Genomic DNA, 18,746 nt, shown 5'->3' with positions numbered 1-18,746 from the left:
AGAAAAGAGGTACGCCCCGAAACTAACGCGCGGCCCCGGCCGGGATCTTGTCGCGCGCCGGCTTGCGCGGCGCTGCCCGCACCGTGCTGATCAACTCGCGGATCGCGATGCCCCCTCTGGCCACCGGCGCGGCGACACGTCCCTCGGGATCGATCAGCACGGCGGACGGCGTACCGCGCACCCGGTAACGCAGGGCCGCCTCGTTGCCCTGCTGCACGAGCGAGGGAATGTCCTCCAACCCGTGCTCGGCTCCCCACGCGGCCTGCTCGGCGGCATCGCCGTTGCCGACCGCGACGATCGCGAGGGCGTCACCGGTTCGCGCACGCCAGCGGGGCAGTTCCCGTGCCAGCGCCGCGCACAGCTCGCAGCCGGGGTGCACGAAGACCAGCAGCACCGACCTCGCCGAGGCCAAGAGATCCTCGAGCGTGGTCTTCGTTCCCTCGGGGCCGAACAGTTCGAACTCCGGCGCCACCGCACCGACGGGCAAGCCCTCAGCACCCAGCGTGGACAACGCCTGCTCGTCCACTCGGCGGCGCAGGACACGCAGCTGGCCGGTCAACCAGGCCAGCACCGCGACCACTGCGGCGACAACCGCGCAGCCGACCGCGTTGTCGGCGGGCAGGCCCATCGGAACGCGCGGATGTGTCTGCGCGCCGATGCCGACAACCACGGCGAGCGCCGCGAGAAGAGCATTGCGCACCAGCGTCCTCGGTCCGATCGGCGCCGCGCTCGCAGCACCGAAACAGGAACAGGAAGGATGCTCGCCTCGCCGCAGCAAGCGCGTGATCGCCACGGTGAACACGCCGAGCAGCAGCAGCGCCGCCAGCGCCGCCGGGCCGCAAACCCATGGAAACAGCACACCGACCGCGATCATCGCCTCGGCGATCGGCAACCCCCAGGCCACCGCGGGCACCCAGCGCAGCGGCACCCCGAAATCGCTCACCGCCTGCCGTGCCGCGCCGCGATCCGTCAGCTTGCCCCAGGCCGACAGCGCGAAGACGACAGTCAGTCCCAGCCGCGAAACCCACACCCCGTATTCGATCAGCATGAGCGCACCCTCCCACATTCATGCACTTCGAACATGAATGTCGGGCGAGTGTCCTCAGGACTGCGACCGAGTCGCGATGGCGACGGCGACCAACGTCAGCACACAGCCGACGATCGCGGTGGCGGACAAGCCCGCGCTGGTCGGCGTGAGCACGTCGAGGACAACGGAGGCCAGCAACTGTCCCGCCACCGAGGTGAGCCCGAGCAGCAGCACGCCGATCCACCGCACCGCCATGGCGGCGAGGGCGATGAAGGCGACGCCGATGAAACCGCCGGTGTAGAGCCAAGGCTCGGTCGGGAATGCGGCCGGGCCGCCCGAAGTCGCGATGACCACGGCCTCGATGACGAGCAGCCCGGCCAGGCCGACGCAGAAATTGACCATCGCCGCCGACATGGCTCCGCCGACCGCGCCCACCTTGCCGTTCACCGCTTGCTGCCAGGCCAGGCCGATGCCCGCCAGCGCGGGCAGCGCGATCAACAACACGGTCGGCGTGCCGCGCAGCGCGTCGGGCACGGAGAGACCACCGGTAGCGCGGTGGTGCCCGAATCCGGCTACCAGCACCGCCGCCACCCCGAGCGCCGCACCCACGAGACGCACCACGGTGACGGGCGTCCGCCCACTCGGACCGAGCCCGAGCCGGTCGACGGCCAGGCTGCTGAGCAACTGCCCCGCGACGGTCGCGACGGTGAACGCGGTGACGCCGATCGCGGCGACCGTCAGCCCCTGGCACGCGACGAAGAACGCGCCGCACAGCCCGCCGAGCAACTGCCACGGCCGCAGCCCACCCTCGGCCAGAGCCAGCCGCACCCGCCGCCCACCGTCCCGCAGCCGCCCGCTCACCGCGAACGCCACCCCCAACACGACCAGTCCCACCCCGAAACTGATCGTGGCCGCGGCGATCCCATCCTCCAACCGCGCCCCCAACGCGCCATTGATCCGCCCCTGCACCGCCACCCCGGCACCGATCCCGAACCCCGCAAACAGCCCCAACCGCACTCCCGCACGCTACCCAATCGTCGAGCGGCACATCACTGCGGCATTTCGCGAGAAGCGCTCTCGATCGTGTGCCGCCCGTGGTCAGTGGCGGGGTGGGAGCCAGCGGGGAATGAGGGCGGCGATGGCGAGGATGGAGGCGCCGAGGATGGCCAAGAGGGTGGACATGGCGGCGTGGAGGGTCAGGAGGGCGGCGAATCCGAAGACCGCTAGGGCGATCACCTCGCCCAGGAGACCGGAGACCGAGGTGACGGTCGCTCGGGCGGGACCCTCGATGGCGTCTTGGAGGCGGGCGGCCGCGACGATGCCCGCGTTGTAGACGATGCCGTAGGAGATTCCGATCGACGCGAAGCCGAGGGTGGTCAGCAAGTACACCGCGTTCGGACGACCGGTCGCGAGACCGGCTATCAGCGCGCCGCCGAGGAAGAGCACGCCCGCGACACCCACCGCGATCGACATCGTCCGGCCCGACATTCCTTCGGTGCGCCCCGCCAGCACCGACCCGGTCAGCGAACCGAGCACAGTGAGGCCGACCAGCAGTGGCACGACGGCCGTCGATACGCCCGCCTCCTCCGCCAGCAAGGCGAAATACTCGTCGAACGCCGTGATCCCGAACAGCAGCGCCTCCAGCAGCACGCCGTAGCGCACCATCCGCACGCGAAGGGCCTCGCCCACACCGGCCTTCAGCATGGTGAGGTAGCGCGCGAACGTTCCCGATCTCCTCGTGACGTCCGCCTGATCATCCCGAGTCTCGTCATAGCCCTCGATCACCGAGACCGACCCGCGTACATCCGCATTCGAACCCGCGGAGCCGCCCGTCTCACCGGCCACCACGGAAGGTGGCGCGAAAGATGCCGACTCGTCCTCTTCGAGATCATCGACGTTCGCCGCGGACACCGCCTTCGGCGCGGTGGGCAGCGAGAGCGCGACCAGCGTGTGCACGGCGGCCAGACCGACACTGGCCCAGCCGACCAGGGCATAGCCACCGATGAGATACAGCGGCGTCGCGGCGACGATCGCGATGACGACGGCGGTTTCCGCACCGGCCCGGGTGTAACCGAGGATGCGCGGATATGTCGACGACGCACCGCGGGCGGCGAGATCGTCGTACAGCAACGCTTCGAAGGTGCCGGAGGCCAGAGCGCCCGAGGTACCCCACAGCACGAACCCGGCGGCGAAGCCCGTGAAGGAGGGCGCCGCCGTCCACAGCGCGAAGCCCGCCGTCAGCAGAACACCGCTGAGTACGAGCAGTCCGCGCCGCGAAACCGTGTCGGCCCACGCACCGGAGGGCACCTCGAGCAGGAACGAGGTCATCGACCAGATGGCGAACAGTAAGGAGATCTGCCCCGTGCTCATGCCGTGATCGGCGAACAGCAGGGCATACAGCGCGTACAGCGGAATCAGTTCACCGGTGCTCTTGAAGAGCACCGCCCGAACCGTCAGCGAGCGCAGACTGAAAGTACGCGCGCTACCCGTCCGACGGGCGCGCGGCGATCCAGCGAATCAATAGGCGTAGACGAGCAACCGCATGCCGATCAGCATGGCCATCCCTGCCTCGCGGCGTCAAGGGAATTACCGCTCGGGCGCGTCGAAGGGAATCGGCCGCCGCGCGAATCAGGGCAACGGCACCCAGCCGTTCGCCGGAACCGAATCTCCGTCGCCCAGCTCCCGGTCGGTGACACCTTGGCCGATCCGGCCCTTGTTCTCGTTGAGGTCGCTGATCAGCTCCGAGACCGGATGCGAATCGCTGTAGTGATACCCCTGCGCGAGTGCGAAGCCCAGTTCGGTGAGCACGGCGGCCTGATATTCGGTCTCCACGCCCTCGGCGATGACCTGCAGGTCCAGCGCGTTGGAGAGCGCGGCGATCACGCCGAGCAAGGGCGGCGCGGGCGAATCCGAGCGGATCGCGGCGACGAAGGACTGATCGACCTTGAGAATGTCGCTCGGCAGCGTGGCCAGTCGGCTGAGCGAGGAGTATCCCGTGCCGAAGTCGTCGATGGCGATGCGCACGCCACGGTCGCGCAGGGTGTGCAGATTCTCGATCGCGGTCTGGGATTCGGCGGCCAGCTCACTCTCGGTCACTTCGAGCACCAGCTGGTCGGCGGGCCACCCCGTGGCGGCGAGGATGCCCGCCACCCGGTCGGCGTAACCGGTCTCGGCCAGCTCCAGCCCGCTGACGTTCACGTTCAGTGTGAGATCCAGCTGGGCGAAGGTTTCCTGCAATCGGGCGGCGTCCGCGCAGGCCCGGCGCAGCACCAGTTCGTCCAGATCGGCGATGAGGTCGTATTCCTCGGCGACGCGGATCAAGCCCTCGGTGGTGACATCCGGTTGCGCGCTCGACGACCAGCGCAGCAGCGCCTCCACACCGACGGCCTTGCCGCCGCCTTCGGTCAGGCTGACGATCGGCTGGTAGTGCACGTCGAGGGCGCCCCGGTCGATCGCCTCGCGCAGTTCCACCGCCAGCGGCAGCTGCCGCGAGGACTCCAGCACCGTCCGGTTGCGTCCGGCCTGCTTGGCCCGGTATAGGCCGACGTCAGCGCGGCTGACCAGCAGCGACCCCGATTCGCCCGGCTGCCAGGAGGTCACGCCTGCCGAGCAGCCGGTGGTCACAGCGGCGCGCAGCTGTTCGGTGAGCAGGATCGCGGCCTGCTCGGTGGTGTTCGGCAGCAGCAAGGCGAACGCGTCCCCGCCGTAACGCGCCAGGCGCTGATCGGGAGCCAGCAGTTTCGACCAGGTGTCGGCCACTCGCTGCAGAACGGCGTCACCGGCGCGGTGCCCGAGATGGTCGTTGATCTTCTGGAAACGGTCCAGGTCGACCAGCACCAGCGCGAGTCCGTGCCCGGACCTGGTGGCCTGCTGGATCGCGGTGTTCAACGCCCGGTCGAAGCCGCGCCGGTTGAGCAGGCCGGTGAGCACGTCGATGTCGGCTTCGGACGCCATCCTGGTCAGGATCCCGACGACGACGCCGACACCGAAGGTCACGCCGGCCGGGATCAGGCCCGACCACCACGGCAACCCGGGCGTCACCGGCCGCGCGGGCAGCACCCACAGGCACAGCGCCAAGGCGAACGCGATATGGGCGGCGGCCTGCGACCAGGCGAAGAACAGGGCGGCGTCGCACGCGATGAAGACGTAGAACGCCGCGAGGCTGATCGCGCCCACCGTGTTCGGGAACGAATGCACCGCGATCGTCACCAACACCGTCGCGATCGCGACATAGACGTGATGGATCGAATGCGGCAGCCGCGGGCCCCATGCGAGCAGCGTGAGACCGAGCACCAGCGCCACCGCTGCCGCCCCGCCTACCAGCGGACGATTACCCTCTTCACCAGGGGCGATGGCGGTGATCAGCAGACCGAGCACCCCGCCCATGACGTAGAACGCCCCGGTGGTCCGAGCCATGACCATAGCCGTCGCCAACGCAGACGCGGCCCGCACCCGGGTTCGGGTATCGCCGCGAGACCCGATTCCTCGCACGACGAATAGCCTAGACATAAGGAATCCCCCTGGTTGCCACATCCCGGGAATACGGCATGGCGAACCAGTAGCTATTTACCTGAACGTCATTCGTCCGTTGTCAATTCGTCGGTCGGAGCACGTCGGTACCGACGAACGGGACCAGGGCGGACGGCACCCGGACCGACCCGTCGGCTTGCTGGTGGTTCTCCAGAATGGCCACGATCCAGCGGGTGGTGGCGAGCGTGCCGTTCAAGGTCGCGGCGATCTGCGGCCTTCCGTTCTCGTCTCGATAGCGGACGGCCAGCCGCCGCGCCTGGTAGGTGGTGCAGTTGGAGGTCGAGGTGAGCTCCCGGTAGGTCTGCTGCGTGGGCACCCACGCCTCGCAGTCGAACTTGCGCGCGGCGGAGCTGCCGAGATCACCGGCCGCGACGTCGATCACCCGGTAGGGCACCTCGATCGCCGCGAGCATCTCCTGTTCCCAGGCGAGCAGACGCTGATGTTCGGCGTCGGCCTGGTCGGGCGTGGTGAAGACGAACATCTCCACCTTGTCGAACTGGTGCACCCGGATGATGCCGCGGGTGTCCTTGCCGTAGCTGCCCGCCTCCCGGCGGAAACACGACGACCAGCCCGCATAGCGCTTGGGGCCGTCGCTCAAGTCGAGGATCTCGTCCGAGTGGTAACCCGCCAGCGGCACCTCCGAGGTGCCGACCAAGTAGAGGTCGTCGTCGGCGAGGTGGTAGACCTCCGCCGCGTGCTGGCCGAGGAACCCCGTGCCCGCCATGACCTCCGGGCGTACCAGCACCGGCGGAATCATCATGGTGAAGCCGTTGGCCACCGCCTTCTGCGCGGCCAGCTGCAGCATTCCCAGCTGGAGCAGCGCGCCGTAGCCGGTCAGGAAGTAGAACCGGGCGCCGGAGACCTTCGCGCCGCGCTCCATGTCGATCAGGCCGAGCGACTCGCCGAGCTCCAGGTGGTCCTTCGGCTCGAAGTCGAACTCCCGTGGCGTGCCGACCGTTTGCAGCACGACGAAATCGGCCTCGCCACCCGCGGGCGCGCCGTCCTGCACCACATTGGAGATGGCGCGGTGCGCGGTGTCCAGATCCACGTCTGCGGCGTGCTGGGCGGCCTCGGCCTCTTTGACCTTGACCGACATCTCCGACGCCTGCGCCAGCAGCGCGGACCGCTCGTCCTTGCTCGCCTTACCGATCAGCTTGCCCATCGCCTTGTGCTCGGCGCGCAGGTTGTCCGCGGTGGCCACCGCGGCGCGCCGCGCCGCGTCCGCCTCGAGCAGCGCGTCGACGAGAACGGGGTCTTCGCCGCGGGCGCGCTGCGAGGCGCGGACCGCGTCCGGGTTGTCCCGCAGGAATCGGAGGTCGATCATGGGCCACCAGCCTAGTAGTCGGTGTGTTGCGCTTTCACGCCGATATCCCAGGATGCGGACCATCCACCCCGGATCGCGCGCATAGTGGGTTTGTGGGCACCCCATTCGACGAGACGGCCATCGACAACGCGCTGGCCGATCTCGCGGCGGGCGAGAAAGTGTGGGCCGCGACGTCGCTGCGCCGCCGCCGCGCGCTGCTCGACGAGATCCACGCCAGGACCGGCCGCCTCGCGGAGGACTGGGTGCGCGCGGCGTGCGTCGTCAAGGATCTCGGCGAGCACTCCGCGCTGGTCGGTGAGGAGTGGATGTCCGGGCCGCTCACGCTGCTGCAAGCCACGGCCGCGCTGTCGGCGACCCTGGCCGCGCTGGAGACCGGGCGAAGCCCGCTGGCGGGCATCACGCTGCGGGAGGCGCCGGGCGGGCGGCTGGCGGTGCCGGTATTCCCGTTCGGCGTCTACGATCGCTTGCTGCTCAACGGTTTCCGCGGCGAGGTGTGGCTGCGTCCCGGCGTCGACGCCGACGCGGCCCGTCGGCGAGCCGGACTCGCCCAGCTCGATCCCACCGCGACCGGCGGGATCGGCGCCGTGCTCGGCGCGGGCAACATCACCTCGATTCCGCCGCTGGACGCGCTGTACGAGCTGTTCGCGCACAACCGGGTGGTCGCGCTGAAGCTCAACCCGATCACCGACCCGCTGTTCACCGTGTTCGAGATGGTGTTCGAACCGCTGCTGGAGATCGGCGCGCTGCGAATCCTCACCGGCGGCGCGCAGCAGGGCGGCTACCTGGTGCGTCATCCGGACGTCGCGCACGTGCACATGACCGGCAGCGCGCAGACCCACGACGCCATCGTGTGGGGCCCCGGCGCCGAGGGCGCGGAACGCAAGCAGCACAACCGGCCACTGCTGGACAAGCCGATCAGCAGCGAACTGGGCGGCGTCTCGCCGACCATCGTGGTGCCCGGCGACTGGTCCGACGCCGATCTGCGCTACCAGGCCGAGCACGTGGCCACCCAACGGCTGCACAACGGCGGCTACAACTGCGTGGCCGCGCAGGCGGTGGTGATCGGCTCCGAGTGGGACCGCAAGGAAGAGTTCCTCGCCGAACTCCGCCTGGCCATGGAGCGGGCGCCGCAGCGCACGGCCTACTACCCGGGCAGCGACGCGCGGGTCGCCGACGCGCTGGCCTCGTACCCGGAGGCCGAGCGTCTCGGCGCGGGGCGGGTGCTGGTCGGCGGACTGCCGCGCACCGGCTCGCCGCTGCTGCGCACGGAGTACTTCTCCCCCGTGCTCGGCGTGGTGGAGTTGCCCTACACGGGCGGCGAGTTCTTGCAACGCGCGGTGGACTTCGCCAACGCCGAGCTGACCGGCACGCTCGGCGCGAACGTGATCGCCGATCCGACGACCATCCGCAGGCTCGGTGTCGCCTTCGACCGCGCGATCGAACGGCTGCGCTACGGCGCGATCGCGGTGAACAGCTGGACCGGTCTGGCCTTCCTCGCGCCGCGTGCCGCCTGGGGAGCCTTCCCTGGGCACACCCTCGACGACGTGCAGAGCGGTATCGGCGTGGTGCACAACGCCCTGCTGCTCGACGATGTGGAGCGCACCGTGGTGCACGGCCCGTTCCGGCCGGTGCCGCGCTCGCTGCTGGGCGGCGAACTCGCCCTCTCTCCGAAGCCGCCGTGGTTCGTCGGCAACGCCACCGCAGCGACCACCGGGCGCAGGCTCACCGAGTTCTACGCCGACGCCAACCCCGCCCGATTGCCCGGCGTCTTCCTCTCGGCCCTGCGCGGCTGAATCGCTCGTGGCCCGTGCCGCGCCGATCGGGGCAGGTCGTGGCACCGCGGCACCGACACTGCCATGATGGACCGCGATGTCCTCCGAACGCATGTCCCGGTCCCCGCAGGCGCCCAAGCGCGGCGCTTCGTCGCGCGCCGACTCGGTACGGCGCTCGTTCGACTCGGCCAGAGCCGCCCTCGCCGACGGCGAGCTGCGCGATCTGCATCTGTCGGCCCACACCCTGCGCTGGGGCCTGCTCGCGGTGGCCGTCGGCGCCGTGGTGGCGGCCCTGGTGACGCTGTTCGTCACCGGCTTCGACAACGAGAAGGGCCTGGAGGCGCACAATCCCGGCGCTCCGGCGCAGCCGGTGCTGGAGAAGGAGTTCGGCACCGCGGCGAAGGGCGACTGCCTGAGCTGGACCAAGCCGGACCGATCGGACCTGGCCAAGGTGAACTGCTCGAGCAAGCACATGTTCGAGGTCGCGGCCGACATCGACATGAGCAGGTATCCGGGCAAGGAGTTCGGTCCCGGCTCGCGGTTCCCGGACTCGCTGCGCCTGACCGAGTTGAAAGAGGAGCACTGCGTGCCCGCGGTGCAGAAGTACATGTCGGGCCGGTTCGATCCGCGCGGCAAGTACATCGTCGGGCTGATGTATCCGAGCCCGGACGGCTGGCAGCACGGTGACCGCACCCTGCGCTGCGGCCTGCAGATCGCGGCCAGCGTCGGCACCCCGCCGTCGGTCGGCAGCGCCACCGAGCACGATCAGTCCAAGGTGTACGAGGCGGGCGTGTGCCTCGGCATCAACCAGAACCTGCCCACCGATCCGGTGGACTGCGCGCAGCCGCACGCCGTGGAGATCGTCTCCACCGTCGATCTGGCCGCCCACTTCAACGGAGGCCCGCCCGCGAAGGACGACCAGGACAAGTTCGTCGAGGAGGAGTGCACCCGCACGTCGACCGACTACCTGGGCGGACCGGACGTCATCCGGAACAAGACGCTCACGCTGTTCTTCGACTACATCGATGCCCGCAGTTGGATGGCGGGCAGCCGCAAGCTGGACTGCATGATCGGCAAGGGAGCCGATCGGGAGGGCTTCGCGCCGATCACCGGGTCGGCCAAGGGCGAGATCCTGATCAACGCCCAGGCTCCGGTGCCGCCGCCGAACAACGGACGTTCCACGCCCGCACCGCTGCCGGGCGCCGCGCCCCTGCCGCCGCAGCCTCAGCCCAGGTAGCCGAGCGCCGATGCCCGTGACGATGTCCGCCGACCGGTTCGAGGAATTGGTCGGCGACGCACTGGATCTCATCCCGCCCGAGCTGACCCGCGCGATCGACAACGTGGTCGTGCTGATCGAGCCGCGCGATCCGGAGAATCCACACCTGCTCGGTCTGTATCACGGCATCGCCCTCACCGAGCGTGACAGTCATTACGGCGGAGCGCTTCCCGACACCGTGACCATCTACCGCGAGGCGATCCTCGAACACTGCGCCGACGAATCCGAAGTGGTGGAAGAGGTGGCGATCACCGTGATCCACGAGATCGCACACTATTTCGGCATTGACGAAGACCGCCTGCATCAGCTGGGATGGGGATAGTCTGAACCGAGCTGTATTGCGCACCACCAGCGGTGGGTGTGTAATCGGCACGGAGATCGAAAAATTGGGGATTCGATGGAACCGATCGCGTTGCTGTCGCGTCCTATCACTCGAAGGGGGAATTCTCGTGGTTCCGCCCCACAGCCACTAGAAGGAGTCGAGTCATGGTTGGACATGTACTGATCGCACCCGAAGCCATTCTCGCCGCCGCGGCCGAACTCGACCTCGTCGCCGAACGTCTGGCCGCCGCCGCGGCGATCACCGCGCCCGCGACGCACGTGCTGCCCTCCGGGGCGGAGGAAGTCTCCTTCCTCAGCGCGAGCCATTTCAATCAGGGGGCGATGTCGCACGATCGCGCGATCGCGCAGGCGATTCTGGAGTGCCACCACGCCGCGGCGACGCTGCGCATGCAGCTGGCCCAGCATGTCGCGGGCGACGTGGTCCGCGCCGCCGGCATCAGCGCCATCCAGGTGTAGTTCCGCAAGCGAGATCCATCAGCAACGCTTTTAAGCAGGGGAGAAGTCAGACATGGTTGCAGGAGTCACCGGGGTGATCTGGGCGGCGCGCCCGTCGGAGATCAATTCGGCCACACTTCACGCGGGCGCGCACGCGATTCCGATCTCGGCCGCCGCCACCGCATGGGGCGGGCTCACCGCCGCCTGGATCGACGCGACGACGACGGTCGCCAGGGTGATGGCCGAACTCGGCGTCGGAATGCAGGGCATCAACGGCATCGCCGCGCTGGGCAAGCTCACCGGCTTCCTCGGCTGGTCCGAGCAGCAGGGCGTGCAGGCGGCCGCGATGGGCGCCAAGGCCGCGGCGAACGCCACCGCCTACACCGTCGCCGCGCTGGCGATGCCGAGCCCGCCCGAGATCGCGGCCGTCAACACCGCTTTGGCCGCGTCGGCGAACCCGCCCGGCGTGTTGAGCGGTGCGTTCGAAGCCGCCGAAGTCGCCAGGAACGCGATGGACATCCGTGCCGCGCTGGTCATGGAGACCTATGAGGCCGCGACCAGCGCCATGGTCGCCACGCCCGCCGAATTCCTGTTACCGCCGGCGATCGCCAAGGGCGCGGGGACGGCAAGTCCCGAGCAAGCGGCGGACACGACCACCGAGGTCCCGGCCGATCCGATCCAGGCTGCCGTGGCCGCCACCCAGGCATTCCTGAGCAACCCCGGGGTGGCGAGCGCTGCCACCCAGGCCGCTCAGGCCGTCGGCTCGATCGCCACCACCGGTGTCTCCACCGTCGGAAATGTCGCGGGCAGCGCGATCGCGGCCGCCACCACCAGCTCCGCGCCCTCCTTCTCCGGCATGGCTCCCATGGCCATGGGTATCGGTGCGGCAGCCACCGCTACCGGTGCGGCGACGCGTGCCGTGTCGTTCTCCGGTCTCGGATCGGCGGCGGGCATCAGCAGCGGCTCGCTCAAGCTTCCGGAAGGCTGGGGCTCCAACGGCACGATCGGTGGCAGCACGGCTCCGGTGCAGGAGAGCGTCGCGGTCAAGGGCGTCGAGGCGGCGCCGGTCCGGCCCGCCAACACCGGCAACGGCAACCCCTTGCTCGGTAACCAGGCGCGCAGCGACGAGGACGACGAGACCGAACACGACGGCCGGGACTACCTGCGGTCGACGGAGCACTTCAACGACGGCCGCTTCACCGCCGATGGGGTCATCGGCGGTGACCTCACCGGGACGGTTAGGTGACCGTACTCGGTGCGGGCCGCAGCCCGTCGACGCTCGACGCGGTCGTCCTGTCGCTCGACGAAATGCAGTTCCTCGTAGAGAAACTGCAGATCGAGGTTCCCGTCGTCCTGAACGCGAGGGCACGGTACGACAATCTGACCGACCACAAAGCGGCGATGGACGCGGCCGCCGAGTCGCTCGCCCAGCGGGAACTCCTGATCGACGATGTGCTGCATCGTGATCTGGAGAATCGGCTGCGCGCGCTGCACCGGCCCCACTGGATCATCGCGCTGCGGTTGGTCGTCGATGGTTGGGTGAGCCGCTTCTGTCTGGCGAAGGGCGTCGACCTCCCGGTCGTCGCCCTTCGGGGACAGGACTCCTACGTCGTCGACGAGGCTGGAAACGACCTGCCCGGAACGGTTCTCGCGGCACTCGGCTATGCCGAGCCGCTCGAGCTGTACGGCATGAACGCCCCGACCGAAGAGCTGGCCACGATCTTCGGCGACACCGGCGACGCGGCGGCCACCGCGGAACGGCTGGCGAAGGTGGGCAACCCGGCCCAGGACGCGAAGACCTTGGCCGCGGCTCTGGTCGAGATCCACTCGTATGCCGAGATCGTCGGTGTGATCTACGGCGATGGCACCCGAGACGCGGCCGACAACCACATCGCCGTCTTCAACACGCGCGCCGGCCGATTCATCGCGACCGCGAGCAGGTCCGACGACGGCGTGAAGTGGACGTCGCTCAGTAGCGGGACTCCCGCGCGACTGCGCACGGCCGTGCAGGATCTGATCAACTTCCTACCGGAACGCGAAGAGTTCCCGCGGAATCCGAAGCTGTCCTGAAGCACCGAACGAGCGTCGCTAACCCATGGGATCGTCCGAAGTCGGTGCGACCTCGTAGCCGAACGGCGGCGTGAATCGTCCCCACCGAATGCACTCCCACCTGCCGTCCGGCATCGGTACCAGCTCGATGGTCTCGGTGTTGTCCAAGTGGTTGTTCGTGGTGAACGGCGGACGCACATCCGAAAGCGTGCGGCCGACGAGCCGCATGGCCGCACCGTGACTGACTACCATCACGTCTCCGGGCGCGGCAACGTCCGGTGTCAGATATGTATTCCGCAGCTCCTCGATCGCGGGCAGGAACCGATCCAGCACATCCTGAGCGGATTCGCCGCCGGGCACCCGCAGCGTGAGATCGCCCTCATGCCAGGCACGGTAGATCCGCTGGAAGGTCTGGTGCGCCTCCTCGCTGTGTTCTCCCTCCAGGTCGCCGGCCTGTACCTCGTGCAGTCCGTCGAGCACCATGGCGGCGACACCGGTCGCCGCCTCGATGTAGCTCGCGGTCTGGCGCGCGCGCAGCGCCGCCGAGGAGAACAGCACCTGCGGCGGGCGGAGCAGGCCCTCACCGAACGTCTTCGCTTGTGCCGCACCGCGTTCGGTCAGGGGCAACCCGGGAATCCGGGTGTCCAGCAGCTTGGCGACATTGCCCTCGGTCTCGCCGTGCCGGACCAGAATCAACCTCCCGGTCATAGGTCGGCCATCCCCTTTCTCAGCTGGATCAACCACTCCGCGGACGCTTCGTCCGACGGTGGTGGCGTACCGGTCGCGGAAGTCGCCGGCCAAGATCCGAGAAAGCGGATCCGCGCGGTGCGGTGCAGCGCCTTGAGCGCCTCGGCCACCGCGGTGTCGTCGATGTGCCCGACGCAGTCCAGATAGAAACGGTAGGTGCCCATGCCCGTTCGGGTGGGCCGGGACTCGATCCTGGTCAGATCGATACCGCGCGTGGCGAACTCGGCGAAGGCGCGCATCAGCGAGCCCGGTACGTTCGGCAGCTCGAGCACGATCGAGGTGCGGTCGGCGCCGGTGGCGGGCGGCGCCGCGGTGGGCCGGGTGCACAGCACGAACCGCGTGATCGCCTGCTCGTGATCGGCGACCCCGGAGGCCAGCGCGATCAATCCCAGCCGCTCTCCGGCCAGGGCGGTCGACACGGCGGCGTCCGCGTGGCCCGCCACCACGTCCTCGGCGGCGGCGGCGTTGGACGCCGAGGTGTAGGGCTGCGCCTGCGGCAGATGCCGCGCCACCCACAGCCGGACCTGCGCGGCGGCCACGGGGTAAGCGGCGAGAGTGCGCACGTCGGGTAACGCCGTGCCCGGCTTGCCGAGGATCGTGAAACTCACTTCGAGTTCGGTCTCGGCGACGATCTGCAGGCGCGGACCGATTGCCAGGGAGTCGAGCGTCGCCGAGATCGACCCCTCCACGGAACTCTCGATCGGCACCACCGCGCCATCCACTTCACCGGAACGGATCAGGTCGAGCGCGGCGCCTTGGCTGGGCGCGGCGATCCGCTCGACGGGCCCGGCGAAGGTTCCCGAGGATTCCAATTGAGCGAGGGCCATCTCGGTGAAAGTTCCGGACGGCCCGAAGTACGCGATTCGCGGCACGGTTACGAGATTACTTGCGCGCTCGCCCGGCTCCCCACCAATTGCGAAGGGCCTGCCGGTCCCGGTCATCTGTTCCAGGACCGCCCTAGCGGTGTTCAACCTCCGTTGAGCACGCGCAATGCGGCGTTCACCCGGTCCGCGGCCTCGGTCTCGATGGCGCGCAGGACCGAACGGACCGCCTCGACGGCCGGCGGTTTCAGCGAGGTCAGGAAGGCGATGTCGGGGGCGCGCAGGGCCGCGCCGATGTCCTCGCCGCACAGGGCGGCGGCTGTGGCGGCGACGATGGCCAGCGCCCGTTCCCCCGAGGAAGTGCGCGCGACGAAGCCGGTATCAGAGTGGGCCACGTGTGCGAGGAAGTCGGCGATCCCGGTGTCGGGCGCGTCCAGCTCCAGCGTCGGCGCGGCGGGACTTGCGCCGATGTTGCGGACCAGCCCGTCGACCAGACTGCGCCGCGGCGGCGTCGACAACGTCACCAGCACCGGTTCTGCGGATTCCGACCCTTCCGACACGCCCTCACCGTAACAACCCGGTTCCACCGGAACCGATCCAGTTCGCTGCGATCAGCCGGATCGGAACGCTTGCGGAACCCCGCCTCGTCACTTAGCTTAGGGTAACCTAATCAACAGTCAAGCGCGCCACGCTCCACGGAGGTTTGTATGCCGCGTCCGTCCTCGACCTTCGCACCGTCCACCGCCGAGCGAGTGCGCAGCGCATGCGCGCACGCGGAGCAAGCGGTGCTGGCCATGCCGGGCATCGATCCGACGCCCGCGTCCGTGCACCACGTACGGCAGTGCGGCGATGCCGTGATCGCGGTGCCGACGGCCTCGGTCGCCGCGATCCTGGCAGGCAACTCCGGAGACCACGGCGCGCCCGCGGTGCTGGAGCTCACCGACCACGCCCCACTGCCGCTGCGCGAGCCGGTGCGCGCGTTGGTCTGGCTGCGCGGTTGGGTACGGGCGGTGCCCACCCAGGCGCAGCGCGCGCTGGCCACCGAGGTGGCCAAGGATTACCCGCATCCGGGCCTGCTCGACATCGGCTTCGGCGCCACCCTGCTGCGGCTGGTGATCGACTCCGCGGTGGTGGCCGACTCGACCGGCGCGGAATCGGTGCGCAGCGACGAACTGCGCCTGGCGCAGCCGGATCCGTTCTGCGCCATGGAATCCGCGTGGCTGCAGCACATGCAGGCCGATCACGCCGATGTCGTCGCCCAGCTGGCCAGGCATCTGCCGCCACACCTGCGGCGCGGCATCGTGCACCCGCTGGCCATCGACCGGTACGGGCTCACGCTGCGGGTGGAAGGACACGACGGCGACCACGACTTCCGCTTGCCGTTCAGCGCACCGGCGCACGACATCGAGGGGCTCAGCCGCGCCGTGCGCACGCTGGCGGGCTGCCCGTTCCTCAATGGATTGCGCCGGATCTGACCCGCCGCACGATCAAGACGATCTTCAGCGGCATCGGGCCGGCGAACGGAAGTACCAAGGCGAAGAACGGGATGACCGGCCCGAGAAGACGGACGAGATAGCGTTCCATGGCCCCTGCCCGCAGAGGTTGTGGACAACCGGCGCAGTTGACCACGATGCGTGGAGCGCCGGACTCGACGACCCGCGCGACGGCCGCGCTGACCTCGTCGTTGCTGGTGACATCGGCGGGAATGAGGGTGAGAGGCGGACGGCGCATCGGCTGGGGCGCACGCACTCCCGACGCGGTTGGCTGCTCGGCTGACACGCACACCGACGCGGCAAACGACAATCGCACCGATTCGTTCGATCCCGACCTGTGGCGAATCCGCGGTGAGCGGTCCGGCTGCCTCGAGCGCATCGTGCCCGGGCTGATCCAGCGCCGCTTGGTCGCACACTCCTTCGGTGAACCGTCGTTTAGAGGGATGCTCCGGTGAGCCGGAGTGGCGGCTGCTCGCCGCAGCGCGCGCAGACCCGATGTCCGAGCTCGACCGAGTGGCGGGCCGGGTTGGGCCACCGGGCCCGGAAGCATGCGCCGCAGCGGAGACGCCGACGACGCACCAGGCAGTTCACATGCCGACGCGCCGCGCGCCGCGGGGGACGAGCGCAATAGATTCGACCCATGCGTGCGGAGTCCAGAGCCGAGTGGGACGAGGCCGAGCCGACCGATCGGGAGCGGCTGGCGATCAAACTCGAGATCGCCGTGGTGCTGCTGGTCACGTTCGGGCTCAGTGGGCTCAGCGCCGCGCTCTCGCTGGTGGAGAGCGCGCTCGCCCCGGGCGGGATCGGCGGACGGACCGTCGCGCTGAATCCGTCGCGAGCCACGCAGTCCACCATCGACCTGCTGTTCCAGCTGCTCAGCGTGCTGCGGCTGCTCGGCTGGGCCGCGCTCGGCCTATATCTGCTGTGGCGCGGGGGCATCGGCCCGCGACTGATCGGGCTGGCGAACCGGCTCCGTTGGCGCGCCGACGTGCTACCCGGCTTGACGCTGGCCGCGATCATCGGGTTGCCGGGACTCGGGCTGTATCTCGCGGCGCACGCACTCGGCGTCAGCGTGACGATAGTCCCCGCCTCGCTCGGCGACTACTGGTGGCGACTGCCCGCGCTCGTCCTCTCGGCCTGCGCGAACGCCTTGGCCGAAGAGGTCATCGTGGTCGCGTTCCTGCTCACCCGGCTGCGCAGGCTCGGATGGTCGGCGAACTCGGCTCTGCTGGCCTCGGCTGTGCTGCGGGGCAGCTATCACTTGTACCAAGGAATCGGCGGCGGGCTCGGAAACTTTGTGATGGGCGTCATATTCGGCCGCTATTGGCAGCGCACGAATCGGCTGTGGCCGCTGGTCCTCGCCCATGCGACCATCGATGCGGTCGCCTACATCGGCTACACCGTTCTGCGCGGCCATGTTTCGTGGCTGCCGTGACGCAACTGTGCCCTCGGCAGCGCTAACAACCTGGTGCCGCCTGCGAATTACGGAACAGCGCCGCTTCCGCGTGCGCCCGCGTCCACATGCGGCACGTCACAACCGCCCGATAAGTAGAGTTCCAGTGATGAACGGCGACGACCCCCAGCGCAACGCGCATACGCGCCGGATGCCGCCGCCCGGCAGACCCGGTGAACCTCCGATGCGCCGTCGCATGCCGCCTCCGGGGTCCGGCGGTCCGCCGCCGATCGAGCCCACGCAGGTCGTGCGCCGTGATGGAACCGCCGACCCCCACGCACAGCCGCTGGCGTATTCGCAGGTCCCGCCCGAACAGGCGCGGCGAATGCCGCCGCCTCCCCCGGCCCGCAGGCACGCCCCCACGCAGCGCCCGGTGCCGCATCACGAAGTTCCGTCGCACGCGCCGACACAGCGGCCGGTTCCGTATCACGAAGGTCCGCCGCACACGCCGCCCCGGAAACCGAGGCCGTTCCGCGAAGGCCCCCCACCGGTGCCGCCACGCGGCGAGCGTCCGCCGCGGGCTCCACGACCGCGCCGCAAGCGCCACCCTTTCCGCTGGTTCCTGGTGATCCTGCTGGTCCTGGTGCTCGCCGCCGTCGGCGCCGTCATCAAGTTGGACAACTCGCTCAACCGCATCCCCGCGCTGGCGAACTACGCCAAGCGCGTCGGCGACACACCCGGCACGAACTGGCTGTTGGTCGGGTCCGACGGCCGTGGCGGACTGACTGCCGAGCAGGAGCGGGAACTCGCCACCGGCGGTGAGGTGGGCCCCGAGCGCACCGACACGATCATGCTCGTGCACGTGCCGCAGTCGGGGAAGACCACGCTGGTCAGCCTGCCGCGCGACTCGTACGTCAGCATCCCGGGCCAGGGCAAGGACAAACTGAACGCCGCGTTCGCCATCGGCGGCCCCGCGCTGCTGGTCCAGACCGTGGAGATCGCCACCGGCCTGCGGATCGACCACTACGCGCAGATCGGCTTCGGCGGCTTCGCCAGCGTGGTCGATACGCTCGGCGGCATCGACGTGTGCGTGCCCAAACCGATCGACGACCCGCTCGCCGGCATCGACCTGCCCGCGGGCTGCCAGCGACTCAACGGACCACAGGCGTTGGGTTTCGTCCGCAGTCGCGCGACCGCGCTCGCCGACCTGGACCGGATGAACAACCAGCGGATCTTCATGGCCGCCCTGCTGAAGAAGGCGACCAGTGGAGCCACGCTGGCCAATCCGTTCAAGCTCTGGCCGCTGGCCACCGACACCGCCAAGTCGCTGAAGGTCGACAACGGCGACCACATCTGGGATCTGGGCGGCCTGGGCTGGGCGCTGCGTGGCGACACCATCGCCACGGCGGTACCGGTCGGCGGATTCGAGGACACCGACAGCGGCAACGTCCTGCTGTGGGACAAGGCCAAAGCGAGCCGGTTCTTCGACGCGCTCGCCGGCGACCGTCCGATCCCGGAGGACCTGCTTACGCGGTAG

Annotated in this window: 18 protein-coding genes; 9 read left to right on the top strand and 9 right to left on the bottom strand. The window is 69.4% G+C overall.

Going from position 1 to position 18,746, the window contains the following annotated elements:
- Positions 1-22: 22 nt before the first annotated feature.
- The 5 genes from ACL03I_RS30770 to serS form a co-directional block, all read right to left on the bottom strand.
- The gene (locus ACL03I_RS30770) at positions 23-1,048 is read right to left on the bottom strand and encodes a peroxiredoxin family protein (RefSeq protein WP_412807584.1); all 1,026 of its coding nucleotides are present in this window, start codon (positions 1,046-1,048) and stop codon (positions 23-25) included.
- Between the two features lie 54 nt (positions 1,049-1,102).
- Positions 1,103-2,044 (bottom strand): DMT family transporter, encoded by a 942-nt coding sequence (locus ACL03I_RS30765; protein WP_412807583.1) that lies wholly within the window; start codon positions 2,042-2,044, stop codon positions 1,103-1,105.
- 81 nt (positions 2,045-2,125) lie between these two features.
- Positions 2,126-3,469, bottom strand: coding sequence for an MFS transporter (locus ACL03I_RS30760; protein WP_355073268.1), 1,344 nt, complete (start codon positions 3,467-3,469; stop codon positions 2,126-2,128).
- 186 nt (positions 3,470-3,655) lie between these two features.
- Positions 3,656-5,443 (bottom strand): putative bifunctional diguanylate cyclase/phosphodiesterase, encoded by a 1,788-nt coding sequence (locus ACL03I_RS30755; RefSeq protein ID WP_355073270.1) that lies wholly within the window; start codon positions 5,441-5,443, stop codon positions 3,656-3,658.
- Between the two features lie 175 nt (positions 5,444-5,618).
- Positions 5,619-6,881, bottom strand: a complete 1,263-nt coding sequence (serS, locus tag ACL03I_RS30750; RefSeq protein ID WP_355073272.1) for a serine--tRNA ligase — start codon at positions 6,879-6,881, stop codon at positions 5,619-5,621.
- Positions 6,882-6,973: 92 nt separating this feature from the next.
- Here serS and ACL03I_RS30745 point away from each other — a divergent pair, with 92 nt between their 5' ends.
- From ACL03I_RS30745 to ACL03I_RS30720, 6 genes are all read left to right on the top strand, one after another.
- A complete protein-coding gene (locus ACL03I_RS30745) occupies positions 6,974-8,674 on the top strand; it encodes an aldehyde dehydrogenase family protein (RefSeq protein WP_412807582.1) in 1,701 nt (566 codons plus the stop codon).
- A 76-nt stretch (positions 8,675-8,750) separates the two neighbouring features.
- Positions 8,751-9,890, top strand: coding sequence for a septum formation family protein (locus ACL03I_RS30740; protein WP_412807581.1), 1,140 nt, complete (start codon positions 8,751-8,753; stop codon positions 9,888-9,890).
- 10 nt (positions 9,891-9,900) lie between these two features.
- On the top strand, positions 9,901-10,251 hold the full coding sequence (locus ACL03I_RS30735; RefSeq protein WP_355073276.1) for a metallopeptidase family protein: 351 nt from the start codon (positions 9,901-9,903) through the stop codon (positions 10,249-10,251).
- A 164-nt stretch (positions 10,252-10,415) separates the two neighbouring features.
- A complete protein-coding gene (locus tag ACL03I_RS30730) occupies positions 10,416-10,727 on the top strand; it encodes a PE domain-containing protein (RefSeq protein ID WP_159849106.1) in 312 nt (103 codons plus the stop codon).
- Positions 10,728-10,779: 52 nt separating this feature from the next.
- Positions 10,780-11,952 (top strand): PPE family protein, encoded by a 1,173-nt coding sequence (locus ACL03I_RS30725; protein ID WP_379249775.1) that lies wholly within the window; start codon positions 10,780-10,782, stop codon positions 11,950-11,952.
- Positions 11,949-12,776 carry an ESX secretion-associated protein EspG gene (locus ACL03I_RS30720; protein WP_412807580.1) on the top strand — a complete coding sequence of 276 codons (828 nt, stop codon included), beginning with the start codon at positions 11,949-11,951 and terminating at the stop codon, positions 12,774-12,776. Before ACL03I_RS30725 ends, ACL03I_RS30720 begins: the two co-directional genes overlap by 4 nt.
- An 18-nt stretch (positions 12,777-12,794) precedes the next feature.
- Here the strand turns inward: ACL03I_RS30720 and ACL03I_RS30715 are convergent, their stop codons facing one another.
- From ACL03I_RS30715 to ACL03I_RS30705, 3 genes are all read right to left on the bottom strand, one after another.
- Positions 12,795-13,463 carry a histidine phosphatase family protein gene (locus ACL03I_RS30715; protein ID WP_355073282.1) on the bottom strand — a complete coding sequence of 223 codons (669 nt, stop codon included), beginning with the start codon at positions 13,461-13,463 and terminating at the stop codon, positions 12,795-12,797.
- Positions 13,460-14,374, bottom strand: coding sequence for a prephenate dehydratase (pheA, locus tag ACL03I_RS30710; RefSeq protein ID WP_355073283.1), 915 nt, complete (start codon positions 14,372-14,374; stop codon positions 13,460-13,462). The genes ACL03I_RS30715 and pheA overlap by 4 nt, the downstream gene beginning before the upstream one ends.
- Positions 14,375-14,469: 95 nt before the next feature.
- Entirely contained in the window at positions 14,470-14,883 is a 414-nt protein-coding gene (locus tag ACL03I_RS30705) for a hypothetical protein (RefSeq protein ID WP_355073285.1), read from the bottom strand.
- A 147-nt stretch (positions 14,884-15,030) separates the two neighbouring features.
- Here ACL03I_RS30705 and ACL03I_RS30700 point away from each other — a divergent pair, with 147 nt between their 5' ends.
- Positions 15,031-15,798 (top strand): DUF2470 domain-containing protein, encoded by a 768-nt coding sequence (locus tag ACL03I_RS30700; RefSeq protein WP_355073287.1) that lies wholly within the window; start codon positions 15,031-15,033, stop codon positions 15,796-15,798.
- Here ACL03I_RS30700 and ACL03I_RS30695 read toward each other — a convergent pair.
- Complete coding sequence (locus ACL03I_RS30695; protein WP_412807579.1) at positions 15,776-16,054, bottom strand: hypothetical protein; 279 nt, start codon at positions 16,052-16,054, stop codon at positions 15,776-15,778. The genes ACL03I_RS30700 and ACL03I_RS30695 overlap by 23 nt on opposite strands.
- 402 nt (positions 16,055-16,456) lie before the next feature.
- On the opposite strand from ACL03I_RS30695, the gene ACL03I_RS30690 reads away from it, so the two are divergent.
- Both ACL03I_RS30690 and ACL03I_RS30685 read left to right on the top strand, forming a co-directional pair.
- Positions 16,457-17,251: a CPBP family intramembrane glutamic endopeptidase gene (locus ACL03I_RS30690; RefSeq protein ID WP_355073288.1), complete on the top strand. Its 795-nt coding sequence runs from the start codon at positions 16,457-16,459 to the stop codon at positions 17,249-17,251.
- A gap of 127 nt (positions 17,252-17,378) precedes the next feature.
- The gene (locus ACL03I_RS30685; RefSeq protein WP_364432720.1) at positions 17,379-18,746 is read left to right on the top strand and encodes an LCP family protein; all 1,368 of its coding nucleotides are present in this window, start codon (positions 17,379-17,381) and stop codon (positions 18,744-18,746) included.

The organism is Nocardia sichangensis (assembly GCF_047200615.1).
GTDB classification, from domain to species: Bacteria; Actinomycetota; Actinomycetes; order Mycobacteriales; family Mycobacteriaceae; genus Nocardia; species Nocardia sichangensis.
Note: the sequence above shows the minus strand (reverse complement) of the source record. Positions and strands in the feature narration are given on the sequence as shown.